At 45.3% G+C, this 19571-nt stretch carries 12 protein-coding genes; 5 read left to right on the forward strand and 7 right to left on the reverse strand.

Features of this window, described 5'->3' with window-relative positions; genetic code table 11:
* Positions 1-398: 398 nt before the first annotated feature.
* From ybiO to glnH, 4 genes are all read right to left on the reverse strand, one after another.
* A complete protein-coding gene (gene ybiO, locus GEAM_RS04535; RefSeq protein WP_051899408.1) occupies positions 399-2558 on the reverse strand; it encodes a mechanosensitive channel protein in 2160 nt (719 codons plus the stop codon).
* Between the two features lie 246 nt (positions 2559-2804).
* A complete protein-coding gene (glnQ, locus tag GEAM_RS04540; RefSeq protein ID WP_034788842.1) occupies positions 2805-3527 on the reverse strand; it encodes a glutamine ABC transporter ATP-binding protein GlnQ in 723 nt (240 codons plus the stop codon).
* Positions 3524-4183: a glutamine ABC transporter permease GlnP gene (gene glnP / locus GEAM_RS04545; protein ID WP_034788844.1), complete on the reverse strand. Its 660-nt coding sequence runs from the start codon at positions 4181-4183 to the stop codon at positions 3524-3526. Before glnP ends, glnQ begins: the two co-directional genes overlap by 4 nt.
* A 113-nt stretch (positions 4184-4296) precedes the next feature.
* Positions 4297-5040, reverse strand: a complete 744-nt coding sequence (gene glnH / locus GEAM_RS04550; RefSeq protein ID WP_034788847.1) for a glutamine ABC transporter substrate-binding protein GlnH — start codon at positions 5038-5040, stop codon at positions 4297-4299.
* 918 nt (positions 5041-5958) lie between these two features.
* Between glnH and GEAM_RS04555 the strand changes: the two genes are divergently transcribed.
* The 5 genes from GEAM_RS04555 (at position 5959) to GEAM_RS04575 (ending at position 13237) form a co-directional block, all read left to right on the forward strand.
* Positions 5959-7119 (forward strand): capsule biosynthesis protein, encoded by a 1161-nt coding sequence (locus GEAM_RS04555; protein ID WP_034788850.1) that lies wholly within the window; start codon positions 5959-5961, stop codon positions 7117-7119.
* Positions 7120-7182: 63 nt separating this feature from the next.
* A complete protein-coding gene (locus tag GEAM_RS04560; protein ID WP_034788853.1) occupies positions 7183-8859 on the forward strand; it encodes a polysaccharide biosynthesis/export family protein in 1677 nt (558 codons plus the stop codon).
* A complete protein-coding gene (locus GEAM_RS04565) occupies positions 8859-10895 on the forward strand; it encodes a capsular polysaccharide biosynthesis protein (protein WP_034788855.1) in 2037 nt (678 codons plus the stop codon). The genes GEAM_RS04560 and GEAM_RS04565 overlap by 1 nt, the downstream gene beginning before the upstream one ends.
* 39 nt (positions 10896-10934) lie before the next feature.
* Positions 10935-12191, forward strand: coding sequence for a capsule biosynthesis protein (locus tag GEAM_RS04570; protein WP_084674050.1), 1257 nt, complete (start codon positions 10935-10937; stop codon positions 12189-12191).
* A gap of 62 nt (positions 12192-12253) precedes the next feature.
* A complete protein-coding gene (locus GEAM_RS04575; RefSeq protein ID WP_034788857.1) occupies positions 12254-13237 on the forward strand; it encodes a right-handed parallel beta-helix repeat-containing protein in 984 nt (327 codons plus the stop codon).
* An 87-nt stretch (positions 13238-13324) separates the two neighbouring features.
* Here the strand turns inward: GEAM_RS04575 and GEAM_RS22545 are convergent, their stop codons facing one another.
* From GEAM_RS22545 to GEAM_RS04590, 3 genes are read right to left on the reverse strand one after another with little or no spacing between them, the layout of a single operon-like run.
* On the reverse strand, positions 13325-14056 hold the full coding sequence (locus GEAM_RS22545) for an acyltransferase (protein WP_072009863.1): 732 nt from the start codon (positions 14054-14056) through the stop codon (positions 13325-13327).
* A gap of 42 nt (positions 14057-14098) precedes the next feature.
* Positions 14099-15745 (reverse strand): hypothetical protein, encoded by a 1647-nt coding sequence (locus GEAM_RS22350; protein WP_051899410.1) that lies wholly within the window; start codon positions 15743-15745, stop codon positions 14099-14101.
* Positions 15746-15769: 24 nt separating this feature from the next.
* Positions 15770-19570 (reverse strand): CDP-glycerol glycerophosphotransferase family protein, encoded by a 3801-nt coding sequence (locus GEAM_RS04590; protein ID WP_051899411.1) that lies wholly within the window; start codon positions 19568-19570, stop codon positions 15770-15772.
* Between the last annotated feature and the right edge of the window lies 1 nt (position 19571).

Raw genomic sequence — 19571 nt, forward strand, 5'->3', positions numbered from 1 at the left:
CCCAAATCATGAGCATGACAAACATCACTGAAACGGCACGGTCTAAATGCCTCAAAACCGCAGTCAAAAATGGCGCTGAGCGAATGGTTCGAGACCAAAGGCTCGAAGCCTGAAGCGAAGGCACCGCCTAAGCGGCGACATTTTGCGGTGGATAACGGAAGCCCCTGAAACACGTCCACCCAACGAGCGATAGCGCGCAGTATAGAGCCGGGGATTCTCAAGGGGCGCGGCGATAGGCGCCCCTTGAGGCCGGTGTGGCGGCAGCGCACGGTTTTGACCTAGACCTTAAAGGCCAGTTTGCGTGGCAACGCAAGGTTTTGACGGTGTGGCGGCAGCGCACGGTTTTGACCTTGAGGGTCAGTTTGCGCGGCAACGCAAAGTTTTGACCTTAAAAGTTTCTATGGCTTTTCAAAGCCATCCCCCACAGCTTTAGGAGGCTCCTCCGTAAACACCCGCATTGCCTGCTTCGGCATACTTATTCCCGCCTTCTGGAAGTGGATCTTCACCAGACGGTCCAGCGCATACTGCACGTTCCACTGCTCCAGCGCTTTGGTGCGGATCAGCACGCGGACGCTGAAGGACTGGTCGCCTAGCTCGACTACACCCTGATAGATTGGCTCGCCGAGCAGTGAGCCTTTGACACTCTCATCCTGCTTCAGGGCTTCCACGGCCTCGGCCAGCACGGCGTTGACCTGATCGATATCCTCGTCACGGCCTACGCGATAGCTGGCGCGGTAAACGCCGAACTCGCGCTCGTAGTTCGACAGCGTGGTTATCGAAGAGTAAGGAACGATGTGATACACGCCGTAAATGTCGCGCAGGCCGATGGAACGAATGGTCATGCGTTCTACCGTGCCGCTAATACCCATCACTGTGACGTATTCCCCGGTATTCATCCCATTCTCGAACTGAATGAATACGCCGGTGATCACGTCTTTTACCAGTGTCTGGGCACCGAAGCTGATGGCTAAGCCGAGAGCACCGGCACCGGCTAACAGCGGCGCGATGTTTAAGCCAATTTGCGACAGCATGATCATGATGGTGATGGTGCAAATCACGATGGCCAGCACATTACGGAATAGTGTCAGCAGGGTGCGTTCGCGGGCGCTGGGGCGGGTGCCGTTACTCAGCTCCAGCGCCAGACGGTGCTCGATAATACTGGCGAGTAGGGTCCATGAGACGATGGCGAAGAACAGAATAAACAGAATATGCGTCACGCCGCCGACCACTTGCTGCCCGGCCTCGGTGGTCAGCCATTGGTGCAGATTGAAAATCTGCCACGCGTCGAGCAGAGAGAGCGTGACGGACAGCACTACCAGAACGCGAAGGATTTTCAGCCCGCCTGGAATGTAAGAGTTAATGCGTTTTTGCAGCATCGGGTAGCGGCGGTTGATGTCGTCGGGCAGGGTGATGCGTTTCAAAATCCAGCGCGACAGCAGGCCGGAAATTAAGGCGCCCAGCGCGATGATCACCAGACTCTTCAGCGTGGCGCCCATCATAAAGGTCAGGCTGCCGGCGAAGTCGAACTGCGACAGGAAGAACAGCACGATGAAGTAGCTGACGGCCAAAATATGCCAAATATGGCCCAGCGTGCGCAGGATCACGCTGAAAAAGGCCATTGAGCGTTCTGCTAACAGATTGAATTCCTGATGAATGCTCTTGCGGTTATGCAGAATCAGCCAACTGGCGTAGAGAGTCAGAGCCAGCATCACCACAAAGTTCACCACGGCGGCGGCCGGGTAGTTAATCTGCGTGGCAACAATCGGCACGGCCACCATCAGCGCGTAACCAATCAGGCCGCTGACCCACGCCAGTCGGGTGTTCCAGTAGCTGGCGGTCTTGTCGCGCAGCGGGAAGGGGCGCAGATAGTCGAAGTTGGGCGCAAAGATTAAACGCAGCACCGCCTTGAAGAATTCAATCACCGCAAAGGCACTGAGGAACAGCGCCTGCTGGCGAGCAATCAACGCACTGCCGCCGTTCACATACTGGGTGAACAGGTTTCCGGCGGCGACGGTGAGCAGCAAAATGGCGATATCTATCGCGAAGGCGCTGAGAATACTGGCAGGCAGCTGATACCAGTGCGCCTCTTTCAGGCGAGCATGATGGCCCCAGCGGCCTAGCCTTTTATACAGCGGGCTGACCAGAAAACGGATCAGATGGAACAGGGCGAAGGTCACCGCCACGGTGATCAGAAAATAGGTCAAAGCATGGAAAAAGCGCTCGGGATTAAATACCCGCTTCGGCCCGGAATCTATGGTTTCCTTGAGCTGCTCGACGCGCTGCATCACCTGAGAGGCGTAGCGTTGGCTGGTATCCACCAGTCCATCAACCAGCGACACTTGCTCGGTTTTTGGCTCGGCGGCGGGCTGTTGCTGCTCGCCAGACTGCGGCTTGGCGGCGTCGCGCAGGTGAGCAATCAGCTCGGCGCGGGATTTATCGTCTTGCAGAATATCGGCCAGCGCAGCATAGGAGGCTTTCTGTTTATCGGCATCCGCGTTGGCGGCAGGCTGCGGGGCGGCGGCTTGTGTGACGCTGCTGAACAGCATCAACATCAGCATTAAGAAGGGCAAGACAAGCAATAAAGGGTTTTTATGTCTCTCGGATAATGGTCGTTGCGATAACGCGTTCCAGTCGTTATTCGGCATTGTTCCTCACTTTTAAAGCTGCGATTTATCGATGGATCTCATACAAGGAGTCGTTGGTGTTACAACAGTGTAGGGAATTTATGTCGAAGTGGGGTAGAAATGGGGGCAAAAAAAACGGATATCCGAGGATATCCGTTTATTCATTGAGCTTTGGTTGAATCAGGAAACGTGTTGCAGGAACTCGCGCAGACGTTCGCTTGGCGGGTTATTCACCAAGTCAGCAGGTTTGCCATCTTCAGCAATGCGGCCTTTATCGATGAAGATCAGGCGCGATGCCACTTTCTCGGCAAAGCCCACTTCGTGGGTCACGATAACCATGGTCATGCCTTCTTCCGCCAGCTGCTTCATGACGGTCAAAACTTCATGACGCAGCTCCGGGTCCAGCGCCGAGGTTGGCTCATCAAACAGCATCAGCTTAGGTTTAACTGCCAGCGCACGGGCGATAGCCACGCGCTGCTGCTGTCCACCGGAAAGCTCTGACGGGTAGTGGTGAGCACGCTCGGACAAGCCAACCTTCGCCAACAGCTCTTTCGCCAACTTGTTAGCTTCTTCCTTCTTCGCGCCACGCACGCGGATCGGGCCAAAGGCCACGTTTTCCAGCGCGGTCATGTGCGGGAACAGGTAGAACTGTTGGAATACCATGCCCGCTTCTTGGCGGATCAGGCGCTCGTCGACTTTCGGATCATTGACTTTCAGGCCGTCGACAATCAGGTCGCCGGACGTTATCTCTTCCAGCTTGTTGATGCAGCGCAGCAGGGTGGATTTCCCGGAGCCAGACGGCCCGATGATCACGACCACTTCACCCTGAGAAATCTGTAGATCGATGTCGTGGAGCACCTGGGTCTTACCAAAGTGTTTTGAGACGTTCTTAAATTCAATCATATAATTTTCAGTTTGCGTTCGAGGCGGCGCAGAACAAAGCTCAGAGCCAGCGTGATAATCAGATAAATAATGGCAACCGCACTCCAGATTTCCATCGCGCGGAAGTTACCGGCAATGATCTCCTGGCCTTGACGGGTCAGCTCGGCCACGCCGATAACGATGAACAGCGAGGTATCCTTGATGCTGACGATCCACTGGTTGCCCAGCGGTGGCAGCATGCGGCGCAGCGCCAGAGGCATGATGATGTAACGCAGCGTGTCACGACGCGACAGACCCAGCGCCAGACCTGCTTCACGAAAGCCATTGTGAATCGACAACACGGCGCCACGAGTAATTTCAGCGATGTACGCACCGGAGTTGATGATGATAGTCACCACGGCGGCGGTAAAAGGATCGATACGTAAATCAGGAACCATCATTGGCAGGGCGAAGTAAATAAACATTACTTGCACGACAATCGGGGTACCGCGAATAAGCTCAATAAATACCAGTGCTACGTGGCTGCTGAACCAGCCGCCGAACGCGCGAGCGAAGCCCGCAATCACACCGATAATCAGACCGCCAACCAGACCGAGGACCGAAATCCACAGCGTCATCTTGGCGCCTTCGAGCAGGATTGGCAGAGCGGGCCAAATAACGCTCCAATCAAACTGCATGTAATCTCTCCAGATAAACCTATTACTTTTAACGCCTGCTCAGCGGGGTGCGCTGGCAGGCGTTAACTTCTCACTCACTGACGCACAACGTCAGTATCTACGCGGGGTAGATATTATTTTGGCTCGGTATCAAACCATTTTTTGTAGATCTTGGCGTAAGTGCCGTTCTCTTTGATGGTTTTCAGCGCGGCGTTGGCTTTTTCACGCAGGTCGCTGCCCTGTGGGAAAGCGATACCGTACTGTTGGCCAGCCAGCGAGTCGCCAACGGCTTTGAACTGGCCGTTGCCAGCAGTTTTGATGAAGTACAGGATGTTTGGCGTGTCGTGCATTACCGCGTCAGCGCGGCCAGTGCCGAGTTCCATATAGGCGCTGTCGATGTTAGGGAACTGACGCAGATCTTTGGTCTGTACGTTGGCTTTCATGTAGTCAACGGAGCTGGTGCCGCTCTTCACTGCAACCGTTTTGCCTTTCAGGTCAGCAACGCTTTTGATGCTGTCGTTGTCTTTCTTAACCATCACCATCAGGCCGCTGTTGTAGTAACCGTCAGAGAAGTCGATGGCTTTTTTACGTTCTGGAGTGATGGTGATACCCGCCAGCGCCAGATCGATGTTGTGAGTTTGCAGGGCAGGAATGATACCGCCAAAGTCCATTGGTTTGAGTTCGTAGGAGACTTTCATCTCTTTGGCGACGGCGTCCCACAGATCAATATCGAAACCGACATACTTATCGCCTTGTTTGAATTCAAAAGGAACGAATGCGGTGTCAGTAGCAACGATTAATTTTTTGTCTGCGGCGTGGGAGCTAACGGCAAAGGCCAGCGTCATCGCGGCCAGGGAAACTTTCAACAGTGACTTCATCAGTTAATTTCCTTTATACATATTATGGGAACGGCATTTGTTGCGTCGATTTAATGCAATTAGCGTGCCACAGAGCAAGTCGTTTAAAATTCAGTGATTTAAAAGCGTGCTGAACCGTTAAGGCTTGCTAAATAACGCAAATCGCACTTTTTTGGTGCGATGTTACAAATTGACATGGATCGTTATGGTGCAACGGCTCATCATTAACCAATTGGTGGCTGTTAAACAATCGCTAATTAACAGTTACGCTGCGTTATTGCTATCAAACTCTAACTTTTACAACTAAGTTCTGAAACAGTTGCCTAATAATGAAGCAATCGGTTGCTTGTTGGGAGCAAAATTTGCCATAGAGCGGGGAAGTGGTGAACCATTTTGGTGCAACAAAACGTTGAGGATAATTTTGAACTGCTAATTGTTCAAGATTGCTATCGTTTTGGAGAAATTTGACTTTAAAAAATTCAGGCGCAGTAAGGCTTGCAGGCCGTTTTTGTAACAATTCCCGAAATGATTGGTTACAATCTGTTCGTTTGTAAAGTGGCGTTAGTGTGGGAGAAGGCTGATAGCAAAGGAAAATATCCGTAGGATTTTTCTTAAAGAATTTGTGTTATTTTATTTCATATGTTAAAAAACGTATCCATTCAATGAATGAATATTTGCTAGCAATTGAACGCTGTTATGGTTCATAAGCGTTATTATTTGTGTGGCAACTATCACCTATCCTTCAAAGCATCTATTAAAGCTATTTATGTGCGCCAAACTGGTGCGCACGGCTATTGCTTGGGGTAAGTGGTCAAGGGATTGGCTCGGGTAATGCTTTTAATTTCGTCATGAGAATGGCGCTTGGATTAAGCAGGGAATGTTCCGTAACAGCATAAAAATGGTGTGCTGACCCGCCATATAAATAGCAAATAATTAAATATGTTTATTCAAAAAATGAAGTCGGCGCATTTTTACAATGCGCTGAATACGCTGCGTATTTCCTATATTAACCTGCAAAGCGTACAGCGTAATTTGGGTAAGTTGCTGATTCTTATCCCAATGATGGTTTTAATTGCCTATCTGGTTATTTTTAGCCACCCGCGTTATCTCAGCGAATCAAAAGTCGCCATTAAGCGATCCAGTGATATTGACGGCGGCAGCCTCAATGTCGGCTTGCTGCTGGGCGCGGCAAATCCAAGCTCGGCAGAAGATGCGCTTTATCTGAAGGAATATATTAATTCCCCGGATATGCTCGACACGCTCGATAAACAGCTCGATTTTCATAAAGCCTTTGGCGATAGCGGCTGGGACTTTTTCTATCATTTACCAGCCAATGCGACTCGCGAGCAATTCCTTAACTATTACCGCGACCGTATTGCCGTGGCTTATGACGATAAAACCGGCTTGCTGACTATTGGTACGCAGGGTTTTTCGCCTGAATTCGCTCAGCGCTTTAACCAGGCCGTGTTGAAAGAGTCCGAGCGTTTCATTAATGAACTCTCACACCGTATTGCTCGCGACCAGTTGCAGTTCGCCGAAAATGAAATGCAATCTGCCCGCACCCGCCTAAATGCCAGTAAAACAGAGATGCTGGCCTATCAGAACAGCAACAACGTGCTTGACCCTCAAGAGCAGGCCATGGCCGCGACCTCGCTGGTTAACACGCTGGTAGGACAAAAGATTCAGATGGAAGCCGAACTGCGTAATTTGCTGACCTATCTGCGTGAAGATGCTCCGCAGGTAGTGAGTGCGCAAAATGCGCTGAAATCGCTCTCTACTCAGATTGATAACGAAAAAAGCAAAATCACTGCGCCTGATGGACACAAGTTGAACCGCATGGCGATCGACTTCGAAGAGATCAAAGCCAAGGTGCAGTTCGATACCGATATTTACAAGCTGACTTTGACCTCTATTGAGAAAACCCGTGTTGAAGCGGCGAGAAAACTCAAAGTCTTGTCAGTGATCAGTTCTCCACAGCTGCCGCAGGAATCTCGCTTCCCGAGCACGCTGTACCTGATCGCCAGCTGGCTATTGGTCTGCTGTTTACTCTTCGGTACCGTCAAATTATTACTGGCCGTGATCGACGACCATAAAGACTGACGTGCTATTAACGCTATTTTTTGCCTGTTGGCGTTAACCTTCAGGCGTTTCACAGAGTATGTTATGAAACTTATTAAATCTGCCGTTTTGCTGGTTGCCCTTCAGGCTCTACAGGTTCATGCCGTGGGGCTGAATGCCGATCCGAATCTGACCGGAGCCGCGCCGCTGCCTTCGATTCTTACCGGAGAGAAGCAGGAAACTTACACTGACAGTCAATTCGACGATTCGCCGCGTCCTGCCACACCGTCCATTATGAGCCGGATGTTTGGCGCGCAGCTGTTTACCTCAGTTTCGGCATCAGATAGCGGCTCTAGCATTGGCTTCAACCCGAACTACGTGGTCAGTCTGGGCGACCAAATTCAGGTGCGCCTGTGGGGAGCTTTCAATTTCGAAGGTTCACTCAGCGTTGACCCGAAAGGCAACATCTTCTTGCCGAACGTGGGTCCGCTGAAGGTTGCAGGAATTGCCAATAGTCAGATTAATAGCGTGGTGACCGCCAAGGTCAAACAGGTTTATCAGTCTAACGTCAATGTTTACGCCTCCCTGTTGCAGGCTCAGCCGGTAAAAGTGTTTGTCACGGGCTATGTCACCAATCCGGGGTTATACGGCGGGGTGGCTTCTGACTCTCTGCTCTCTTATTTGAGCAAGGCAGGCGGGGTGGACACCGAGCGCGGCAGCTATGTGGATATCACAGTAAAACGCGGCAACCGCGTGCGTTCGCAGATCAACCTTTATGATTTCTTGCTCAACGGCAACTTGAGCCTTTCCCAGTTCTCCGATGGCGACACCATCGTGGTTGGCCCGCGTCAGCATACCTTCAGCGTCGAAGGTGAAGTGTTCAACAGCTACGATTTCGAATTCCGTAACAGCACTATCCCGGTTAGCGAAGCTTTGAGCTGGGCGCGTCCTAAGCCGGGTGCAACGCACATGACCATCATTCGCCAGCAGGGCACCATGAAGCGCAGCGAGTACTATCCGCTGAGTTCTGCGCCGGGTCGCTCCTTGCAGGATGGCGATAAACTGATTGTCAGCGCCGACCGCTATGCTGGCACCATTCAGGTGCGCATCGAAGGAGCGCACTCCGGCGAGCATGCCGTGGTACTGCCTTATGGCTCAACTATGAAGCAGGTATTGCAGCAGATCCGCACTAACAGCATGTCGCAGCTGAACGCGATTCAGCTTTATCGCCGCTCGGTGGCTCTGCGCCAAAAAGAGATGCTGGACCTCTCCTTGCAAAAACTGGAGGAAGCTTCGCTTTCTGCGCAATCTTCTACCTCTGAAGAGGCACGCCTGCGCATGCAGGAAGCCCAGCTGATCAGCCGTTTCGTGGCTAAAGCTCGCAACGTGGTGCCTAAAGGCGAAGTGGTGCTTAACGAAAGCAATCTTGATGAAGTGATCCTCGAAGATGGCGACGTGATCAATATTCCAGAGAAGACCTCGCTGGTGATGATCCACGGTGAAGTGCTGTTCCCGAACGCGGTGAGCTGGCAGAAGGGCCTCAGCCCGGATGACTACATTACTAAGGTTGGCGGCTACACCCAGAAAGCCAGTAACACCAAGGTCATTCTGGTGAAACAAAATGGTGAAGCACTGAATGCCGAAGATATCAAAACGCTGCAACCGGGCGATGAGCTGATGGTACTGCCGAAGTTTGAGTCGAAGAACATCGAAGTGACGCGCGGCATCTCAACCATTCTGTATCAACTGGCAGTTGCGGCCAAAGTGGTGTTGACCATCTGATGATTGGCATTTTTTCCGCAGGTATTCATCGTATCGCACATCTGGAAAGCTTTCTGGATGCGCCGTACCGCAAGCTTTCGCTGCTGCGCCCACTGCCTCCCGAAGTGACTTCGGTGGCGGTTTGGGGGCATCGGCCGACGGGCAAGAAAGCGGTGAAACTGGCTCAGACCGCGGGGCTGCCGGTGATCCGTCTGGAAGACGGCTTTATCCGTTCGCTGGGTCTTGGCGTAACGGGTAGCCCGCCGCTGTCGATGGTGGTCGATACCCAAGGTATCTATTACGACGCTAGCCAGCCGAGTACCTTGGAAAGCTTAATTTGCGACCGCACGGGTAATCAGGCGCTGTATGCCGATGCGCGCAGGGCCATGACTTTAATCGTCGATGCTGATTTGTCGAAATACAATTTGGCTCCGGCCTATAGCGGCCAGCCAGCGCAGGGCGAAGCTGTATTGGTGGTCGACCAGACCTATGGCGACATGGCGGTTAAATACGGCAATGCCGATACGGCAAGTTTCGAAGCCATGCTCAACGCCGCGTTGGCCGACAACCCGCAGGCTGACGTCTGGGTCAAGATCCACCCTGACGTGCTGTCGGGCAAAAAGAAAGGTTATTTCAGTCAGTCTTTAGCCTGGATGACAATGCATCCGCGCATCAGGCTGTTAGCTGACAATGCCAGCCCGCACTCGCTCCTTCGCCATGTCCAGCGGGTTTACGCCGTGACGTCGCAATATGGCTTTGAAGCTTTGATGGCGGGAAAAAAAGTCACGGTATTTGGTCAGCCTTGGTACGCCGGTTGGGGGCTGACGGATGACCGTCACCCCGAGTCGCAGGTTCTGGCACAGCGGCGTGGCAGCGCCAGCCTGCTGGATCTGTTCAGCGCCGCCTATCTGCGCTACAGCCGCTATATCAATCCGGGCAGCGGCGAACCGGGCACTCTGTTTGATGTGGTTTATGGCGTCCTGATGCAAAAAAATCATCAGTTACAACGTGCTGGTAATCTTTGGGCGCCGGGCCTGACGCTATGGAAACGCAGTATTTTGCAGCCTTTTTTAAAAGCCTCTGGCAACAAAGTTAATTTCAGCGAGCGGGGTGCAGACCACTCCGCCTGTGTTGTTTGGGGTATTAAAGGGGAACAGTGCTGGCAGCAGCGGGCATTGGCCCAGAGCTTGCCAATCTGGCGTATGGAAGACGGTTTTTTGCGTTCCTCTGGACTCGGTTCCGATCTCCATCCGCCGTTGTCACTGGTGCTGGATAAAAGCGGCATTTACTACGACGCCACTCGTCCAAGCGACCTTGAGACAATGCTCAACAACAGCAGCTTGACCGATTTAGAGCGAGCACGCGCATCAAGCCTGCGCCAGCGATTAGTCAGCAGTAAACTCAGCAAATATAACCTTGGGGCGGCTTTCAGCCTGCCGCCAGAGGCCGTGGGGAAACGCGTCTTGTTGGTACCGGGGCAAGTTGAAGATGATGCGTCGATCCTGACCGGCACGCTGAGCCTGCGCAACAATGGAGATTTGCTGCGCACCGTTCGTGAACGTAATCCCGAGGCTTACATCATTTATAAGCCGCATCCGGATGTGCTGGTGGGTAACCGCAAAGGCACTATCCCCGCCGAGGATGTGGCGCGCTGGGCCGACAGTCAGGCACTAGACGCAGATATTATTCAATGCATTCAGGCCGCCGATGAGCTGCATACGCTGACCTCGCTCTCCGGGTTCGAAGCCTTGATGCACGGTAAAAAAGTTTTTTGTTACGGCATGCCATTTTATGCCGGTTGGGGTGTAACAGAGGACGAGCACGTATCGCCACGCCGCCAGAGAGCTTTAATGCTCGATGACTTGGTATATCAGGCGCTTATTGCCTATCCCACTTACGTTGACCCATTAACCCGCGAAGCGATCACCGTCGAACGCGCGTTGGATGTACTGGCCGCCATGCCGCGAGCCGAGATGAGATTTACCAAAAGAAAAGCGGGAAGAATACTCCGTTATTACAGAAAGTTTCTCATGCTGATAAAAGTCAAAATAGGCTAATAAATCAGCGCGTTATTTGATGATGATATGTTGGTGTAAATGGACAGTCACGCCCTAAAAATTCTGCTTTCTGGTAAAAAATATCTGCTGCTGCAAGGCCCAATGGGGACTTTCTTCAGCGATACCGCCAAGTGGCTTGAGTCACTCGGCCGCCAGGCGGTCAATGTGGTGTTTAACGGTGGGGATAAATTCTACTGCCGCGACCGCGACTACCTGCAATTTACTGAAACGCCGAATGAATTTCCAACCTGGTTGAAACAGACTTGGCAGGAGTACGATTTCGACACCATCCTGTGCTTTGGTGATTGCCGCCCTTTGCATCAGGTGGCGAAACGCTGGGCGCAGGCCAAGGGCGTGCGTTTTCTGGCGTTTGAAGAGGGCTACCTGCGACCGCACTTCATTACTGTCGAAGAGGGCGGGGTGAATGCGTTTTCAGCATTGCCGCGTAACCCTGAGTTCTATCGACAGCTGCCTGATATTGATGCGCCGCAGATCAATAAACTCAAACCCTATTTCAATCTGCGGGTAGCCAGCTGCATCTCTTACTATATTGCTGGCTGGCGCTATCGCAGCGAGTTTCCCAAGTATCGTCACCACAAATCCTTCTCGCCGACCTATGAAGCGCGGTGTTGGATCAGGGCGGCATGGCGCAAGCAATGGTACCGATTCCTTCAGCGCAAGGTTTTGCCACAGTTACAGACCGAGCTGGACCAGCGTTACCATTTGGCGATTTTGCAGGTCTATAACGACAGCCAGATCCGCAATCATAGCCCCTACGCAGATGTGCGCGACTACATTAATGATGTGATGTACTCGTTTTCGAAGAAGGCGGCGGCGGATCAGCATCTGGTTATCAAGCATCACCCGATGGATCGTGGACATCGCCTGTACGCGCCGCTGATTCGCAAACTGGGCAAGCAGTACAACATTAGCGATCGCGTTAAGTATGTCCATGACCTGCCGATGCCTGAACTGCTAAATCACGCCAAGGCGGTGATCACGATTAATAGCACCGCGGGCATTTCAGCGCTGATCCACAATAAGCCGTTGAAAGTGATGGGTAACGCGATGTATGACATGAAAGGGCTGACTTTCCAGGGGCATCTGAATCAGTTCTGGCAGTCAGACTTCAAGCCGGACAGCAAACTGTTTAAAAAATATCGCCTCCATTTATTAACCACCACCCAGATTAACGCGGTGTACTACGGTTATAAAAAGGAAGCCAATGTGCAGGCGATGACCACCACCGAGGCGGGAAAAGAGTTCAAACCGACCTATTTCCACACGCCGGTTTAATCAATAGAAAGGGCGCTTAGTGTTGATACTAAGCGCCCTTAATTTTAATGGATGATGCTGCCATGTTATTGACTCATCGTACTTTTTCTCGCCTGTTGTTACCGCTAATACTGAGTTCTGCCTCCTCTTGTGCCCTTGAGCCGACAGCCAATCAGCCCAGCTGCCATGTCCCCGACGCGGCCAATCTGCAAGGTAATGTTCGCCTACAGGCCCACTGTGTCTACCCGCAGTCTCTGGTGATTTCGCACAGCAATACACATCTTGATTGTCAGGGCGCGACGCTAGATGGCGATAATCGCCGTGCTTTTGGCATCGTGGTTAATAGCAAAGGACAGCCGGTGGAGAATGTCAGCGTTGAGAATTGCAAAATCCGCGATTTCACCCATAGCGGCATAAGAATTACGTCAGATATTCCCGCTAACCAGCTCAGCGCTGATCATCAAGAGAATTACCGCCGAACGCCAACTAAGGTGCTTATTGATCATGTCAACGTGCAGGGCAGTGGCAGGGTAGGAATTTATTTTGATGATTACGTGACGACGTCGACGCTCAGTAACTCCACTGTTAGTCATTCGTATATGTCCGGTATATATCTTGAGCATTCGTCGCGTAATAACCATATTCTCAATAATCAGATCGTAAACAACGGTCATGAGAGCTTAGGCAAAGGCAAACGAGAAGGGCTAGCGGTAGATTCTTCCGCCAATAATGTGATTGAAGGTAATACATTCGCGTTGAACGGCGCGGGCGGGGTTTTTCTTTATAAGAATTGCGGCGAGCATTTCAGCAGCGGAAAATCCGTGATCCGCTGGCAGCACAGTGACCATAATATTATCCGCAATAATCACTTCATTGATGAGCCGGTAGCTATCTGGCTGGCCTCCCGCCAAACTCGCGATCTCTCCGGCTTCGACTGCGGCGATAAGCCCAAGGATAATTCAGGTAAGTATTTCGCCGACTATGCCGATAATAATGTGGTGGAAGGGAACCGGTTTGAGGGAAGTGGGATTAAGGTTAGGGATGAGGGGCGGGGGAATTTAACATAGAAAACTCTCTAAGTGGTATTAATTAAACTGCCACTTAGAGATTATTTAATAAAGAAACTTGCAGGTGTTATTGTTTTAATTTAAAAACTATTTTTTCTTTTTGCACAAAAAGGCAAATATTTTTTTAAAAATGTTGTTGTTTTTTGTTATTACTATTTCCTCTGTCATTTTCCAATATTTTGTTTTAGTAATGCAAGAGGAATCAGGCTTTAAGAAAGGCTTGGATAATGTTAAGTGCGGTCTTTCCCAAGCAATATTTTTCTTGATTATTTTGGCAGGAGTCCCAACAGCTATACTATTGTTAGGTATAGTGCCTTTAACTATACTGCCTAAGCCAATCACGCTACCTTCACCAATTGTAGAACCGCTTAAAATTATTGAACGGGCTGCCAACCAAACATGGTCACTAATAAGAATTGAACGAGACTTATTTATCCTCTCTCCCGTAGCTATATCAAATATGGGGTGACCATCATCAGATCTTATCTCATTGCCTGATGCAATCATGCAATCATTACCGATTGTTATACTAGTATTCTCAGCAGTGGATATATAACAACCACCAGTGCAAGTTACATCATTTCCTATTGAGACAGTACAGCCTTGACCTATCCGAATAAGTCCTGAAAAGAAATTCCTACCTATATGGCAAATACCATCGTCACAATCAAATCGAATTGTTGTTCCGGTTATTTTAGCTTCAGGATGGACAAAAAGTTTATTGTTTTTACCAAAAAAAAGAACCTTTGTTTTCTCATCAGTAATACCTGTGTAATCAATTGCATTACTCGAGTTATCACTATAGGATTTTAAGTGCATATTTACCCCCCAAAGCATTATTTTTAAGGTTTTTTAAACTTATCAATTTACTAGGAAGTTAACTTCACCATTTTTCTTTTCAATAATATCATTTGTATCCTCTTCAAATGTCATTCCTTTTTTATTTAAAATTATTTTAACTTTATATTCGCCGTCGATAAGTCTTGACATGTCAACTCCATTGCTACCAATACTGCAAAAATATGCTTTTTGATAGTTTCCATAGTGATCTGGAAAAACGGTCTTCAGCTCGTCTTTATTTGATAACCCTATTTTCTCAAGATAACTTGCATCGTTAGAAATTAAATATAAATAATAAGTGGCATCTCCCCAATCTTTAATATCCACACCTTTAAGCGCAAATATCCCTTCATAATGTAATTTATTATCTTTAATCCATTTGTTTTTAATTTCAAAAATTTTATGAAGTATAGGTCTATTTAAGGAATTTATGCTTAAATATATTTTATCTGACAAGTTATATATGCTTGCTATTTTATCTTGGAAATTGCTCTGAGTATTAATTTCTTTTTTAGATGTCATGTCTTTAATTAGAGAAATTCCAGCGCATGCAATTTCACACTTAATAATATAGTCGCCATCTTCCATCAGTGAAATGTCAATACCCCTTTGACCAATGGATGTTATCCTAGCAGCGCTATAATCACAAAAAGTTGTCTCAAAAAACTGATAGGAAAGATCACTATTTAAATTTTTACCTAAATTAAATTCATAGCTTTTATTTTTCTTCACAAAAAGTATTTTGTGTTTTATTTGGCTGTAGTCCTTACATTCAGCTCCTTTAATTAAACCTACCCCGTCGGGGTGAAGCATAGATCCTTCTAACTTTATTTTATTTATATGTGCTATTGCTTGGTGTTGATGTCTAATTTTATTTAAAATATTTTCCCTTTCCGTTGTGCTCAAAGGAGCAATACCATTGCTCGCATATCCAAAATTAGGGAATATACCTTCCCCATGAGCATATAGGATAGACAATATAATAGGAATATTATATTTGGTTACCTTATTATGTTGCCATGCAAGACTTGAGTTAGTAACGATTAAATTAAAATTCTTACATTTAATAAAATCTAATAAGAAAGGCTCGACCTGTTCAGAAAATTGTTCATCGTTCTTTGATGTGATGAAGTAAATATTCTTATGAGTAATATCTTTTCTAGCTAGAAGATCTTGTATCAGATGGTCTATTTCAACAATGTCATTGTCATTATAATCTTTACCCAAAATATGTTTTGCTTGATGTGGCCAGTTATATTTAATATATGTACCAATTTTAATTTGTGGGCATGATGACAGGATGTTTCTGAAGTCATACTTTAAGCCAAAGTACAAGGCGGCACTGCCGCCTTTAGAGAAACCAACAAGAGTACAATTTTCTTTGGTTAAAGACAATTGATGTAAAATATGGGCTATTAAATCATAAACTGCATTTTCAATGATGAAGTCTTTATTTACACATATATAGTAGGCATTGTCACCATGAAAAAAATCTTTAATCCATAATATGTTTGCTCTGCAACTTTCAGCAGTAGTCCCAACAAAATCATAATCTACCGCAAATCCTGAGAAAATTACAATCAGATGTTGTCTGTCTTGTTTGGCAGGGGAAAACATATATTGGACAGATTGATTATTAAAGTAATGCGTTTTTTCAATTCTTGACATATCTCTCTCATCTAATTGATTTACTCAAGGAGTGTTTTCTGCCATAGCATTTGTGATTTTAGACATGCAGTCCAACATCTTATTATTATTCAACCGTTCCCAACAGTACGCTGGAGCAGTTTCTGAGTAATATCGAAGGATTGATTCCCAACAATAGTTAGCCTCATCCCATCTTTTTGATAATTCTGCAAGTTCAGCCCTAAGGATCCACTCATCTAACGTTTCGGGCGATTTTAATCCAGGTTTAATTAGTAAACTTAACCCTTCCTCAACCATACCCAGTCTTCTATAGATAAACGCAAGTTTGTAATTTGCAATTTCGTTTTTATCAATTATTTTTATCCAATATTCAGCTGAGGTATGCCAGTTTTTTTGCGCTAAATTTATTTCGGCAATTTCGAAAATAAAATCACTTTTTTCTACAGTTTCTAATGATAATTTCTTAACAGTGTCTTCAGCTTCTTTTAATTTATTAGAAAATCGCAAAGACTTAAGGTATATTAATGCAAGATTTTCTGGTAGTTTATCGGTGGCAATATTTATTAGTGATAGCTGGGATATTACTTTACCCCATTGCTTCCTATCAAATGCGAGTTTTGCAATTTGATAACGAAGTAATATATTACCCCTATCGTGTAGTTCATGGCGTTCAAGATAAGCATTTGCTGTATCGTAATCACCTAATTCTTGGTGAGCTCTCGCTAAAATCAAAAGTGGTTTATACTCGACAAGTTCCTCATTATTAAATAGGTGGATATTCTCCTCCAAGAAATTACAAAGCAATGACCATTGCTTATAACATATAAATCGCCACGAATTACAAACCACTGAATAAGTGCCATCCATGCCTAATTTAATTTGCTCAAATGTATTTTCAAAATCATCTGCTTGACTCAATTCCGCAAAGCATTGCAAAATAATTAATTTTTCCTTATTAGAAATTTTTTTTATTTTGTTGATATTAGAAAGAGATTGAGACCAATTATGCGTTAGTAGATTTATTTTACCATTTTGAATATGGTTGGAGTCAGTCCACTCAAATGAGTCATCAAGAGATAAGTCTTCTAAAAATTCACTTGCTTTCTCTATTTTATCTTGGTTAATTAATATATCTACTATTCTTGTTTTTGCTTCTGAAATATAAGGGTTGTATTTAAATTCATTCTTTAACAGGATATTCCACCTTTCAAGGGCTAAATCCCAATTCTTGTTATTGGTTGCCATTATTGCATATTCATAATAAATATCGACAGATTTATCATTTTCATGAGGTTTCATTAACTTAACTATTTCATGATAAGACCTCTCGCAATTATTTTTATCTATAAAAGAGAATACATCCTGAGAAGGCTTAAATGAATCTTTTGTGCTTTCATTGAACGTATTTACAAGCGAGTTTACAATTTGGTCATGGTCATATGTGACTGGACCAAATCCATCTGTATGATAATTATAATATCCACGAGAATAAGTATGTAAACCAGAAAATACCTGTTCCTCATCAAATTGATAATAAATTATTTTCCCACCAGATAAAGCAACATCGAATGCCACTGATGAATAATCTGTTATTAATACATCTGTATCCGAAAATATTTCTTGAAGTTGCCTTTCCTGACAGTTAACAACTTCTATATAATCTGGAATCTCAAACTCATCCATGTATTGAATTAGGTTTGGATGAGGTGTAAAGATCACTCTTTTGCCGAATTCTACATGTATTTCTTGTAGTTTTTTTGATTTGATTACCTCTTGCCATTTTGAGAAGTATTCAGATTCTTTAAATTCTTTATTATAGCTTCTAGTTGAAGTGTTTTTTAATGTTTTTCCTGCTAATTCTTTTCGCCACGTAGGCATGATAAGGATTGCTGATTTATTTAATGATTCACTCGGTAACGATAAGTTATCGTATCTTGGCATGCCTGTCAGTAAAACATTTCTGGTATCGAAATTATACAATGAGTCTTTATTTGAAAAAGAAAAATATTCTTTATATGTTGAAGTCAGTATCCCATCTATTCTGCAGGTGTTGTTTAACCATTGAGATATGTTGTCTTTGGTAACGCCGTGTTGTAGAAATATAAACTTCTTATTTGCTAGGGAATACTTCCCATTGTACGATGTGAAACAACGGTCGATATGTGAGCTTAATAAAACAGCTGCTCTATCATATATTATGTCGAATTTATCACTTTCAAAATCGACTAGATTGAAGCCCTCTGACCTTAATCTCTCCCAGTCTTTGGAATTTTTTCTAAGGGCAAAAAAAGCATTTATTTGCGGTTGTTGATTTTTAACATAGCGATAAAGATGTTCTGCGTTATCATCCGCACGAGTATCGGAGTCCATAAAAAGCCATGTGTTGACATCTTCATCTCTAGTTGGTGATTTATTGAGGAAGATATTATTAATTTCACCAATAGATACATCTTTCTTAAAGCTTTTTCCGATAATTGAAATTTCAGTATTTTCATGCAGCTTAACGGACATAATATCTTTTAAGTCATCATATTTCACCCACAGCAAACGTTCGTAGAAAATCCTTCCAAGAAAATCATGTTTCATTGTTTGAATATGAATCGGGACTACATTTTTATTATTTATCCTTATTTCTTCTAAAGAATATTCGTTACAGAAATATGATATTTGAACTTCTTTTTTATATGCATCATGATTTTTCACATAAGCAATCTGAAAGTTATAGCCTTCACCTGATTTAAATAAAGCTTGCATTCCTATTTTATGGAAAAACCAAGCTCCTAATAAATTAAATTTCAATATTTCTTTATCATCTATATAAAAGAATATATCATCTAAATTCTTCAGAAACTTCTCTTTTTCATGTGTGTCGAGAAATCCAATACTTTGTGGGTTATTTAGTATCCTATTAAAGTATTGAATGAGAAAGTATAAAGCAGTGCGTTGAGCAAATCTTGGTACTTTCCCTTTTTGCTCAAGGTGATAGTTCTGCAACATTGCTAGTAGACCGTATTCTAAAACATTGCTATATTTTTCTTTTTTCTCCCATTGTGTATTAGTGGTTGAGCTTCCGTCCCCGCGGACTCGATAATAATAGTTAGGCTTGTTCAGAAATGTTATTTTCCCTGAGCAATGCATCATGTAATCAATTACAAATTTCCCATCTTCGAAATTTGGTTTTATTTCATGATTAAATAAAATATTGTTGGATTTTATTATCTTAGTTTTAAATAGAGCTGAACTGGCTGAAAGTTGAATCAGGTCATCTAAATCTTTACAATCACGAATTGTTTCATCTTTTTCAAAACAAAAACGTAGTGGCTGTGTGTCGCCAAAGGATTGAGAATCTTCTTTATAAACAACCATTTTACATGAAATTATATCTGCAATATTGTTGCCATCGATATATTTACTGATAGTGAAAAAGTATTCTTTGTTAACAAAATCATCTGGATCTATAAAGCTAACCCATTCAGTATCAACTTTTTCTAATCCTAAGTTTCTTGCGCTAGCTTGGCCACCATTTTCTTTATAAATATAACTTATATTATCAGGGTACTTTTCCATCCAGTATTTTATTTTTGTTTCAGAGTTATCAGACGAACCATCATTTACTAGAATGATTTTTATATGTTTTTTGAAATTTAAGGTTTGTTTGGTTAATGATAAAAAGAAATCATCTAAGTATTTTTCAGAGTTATAAACTGCTGCAACAATACTATATTTATATCCAAAATCAAATTCAATTTTTTTTATTGATTTGGCTTTTTTTTGATTTTTTTTGATCATATCAGATATAAACAATTTAGGATCACGAACTAATTTTTTAAGTTTTCTTTTAAGCATT

Source organism: Ewingella americana ATCC 33852 (assembly GCF_000735345.1).
Classification (GTDB): Bacteria; Pseudomonadota; Gammaproteobacteria; order Enterobacterales; family Enterobacteriaceae; genus Ewingella; species Ewingella americana.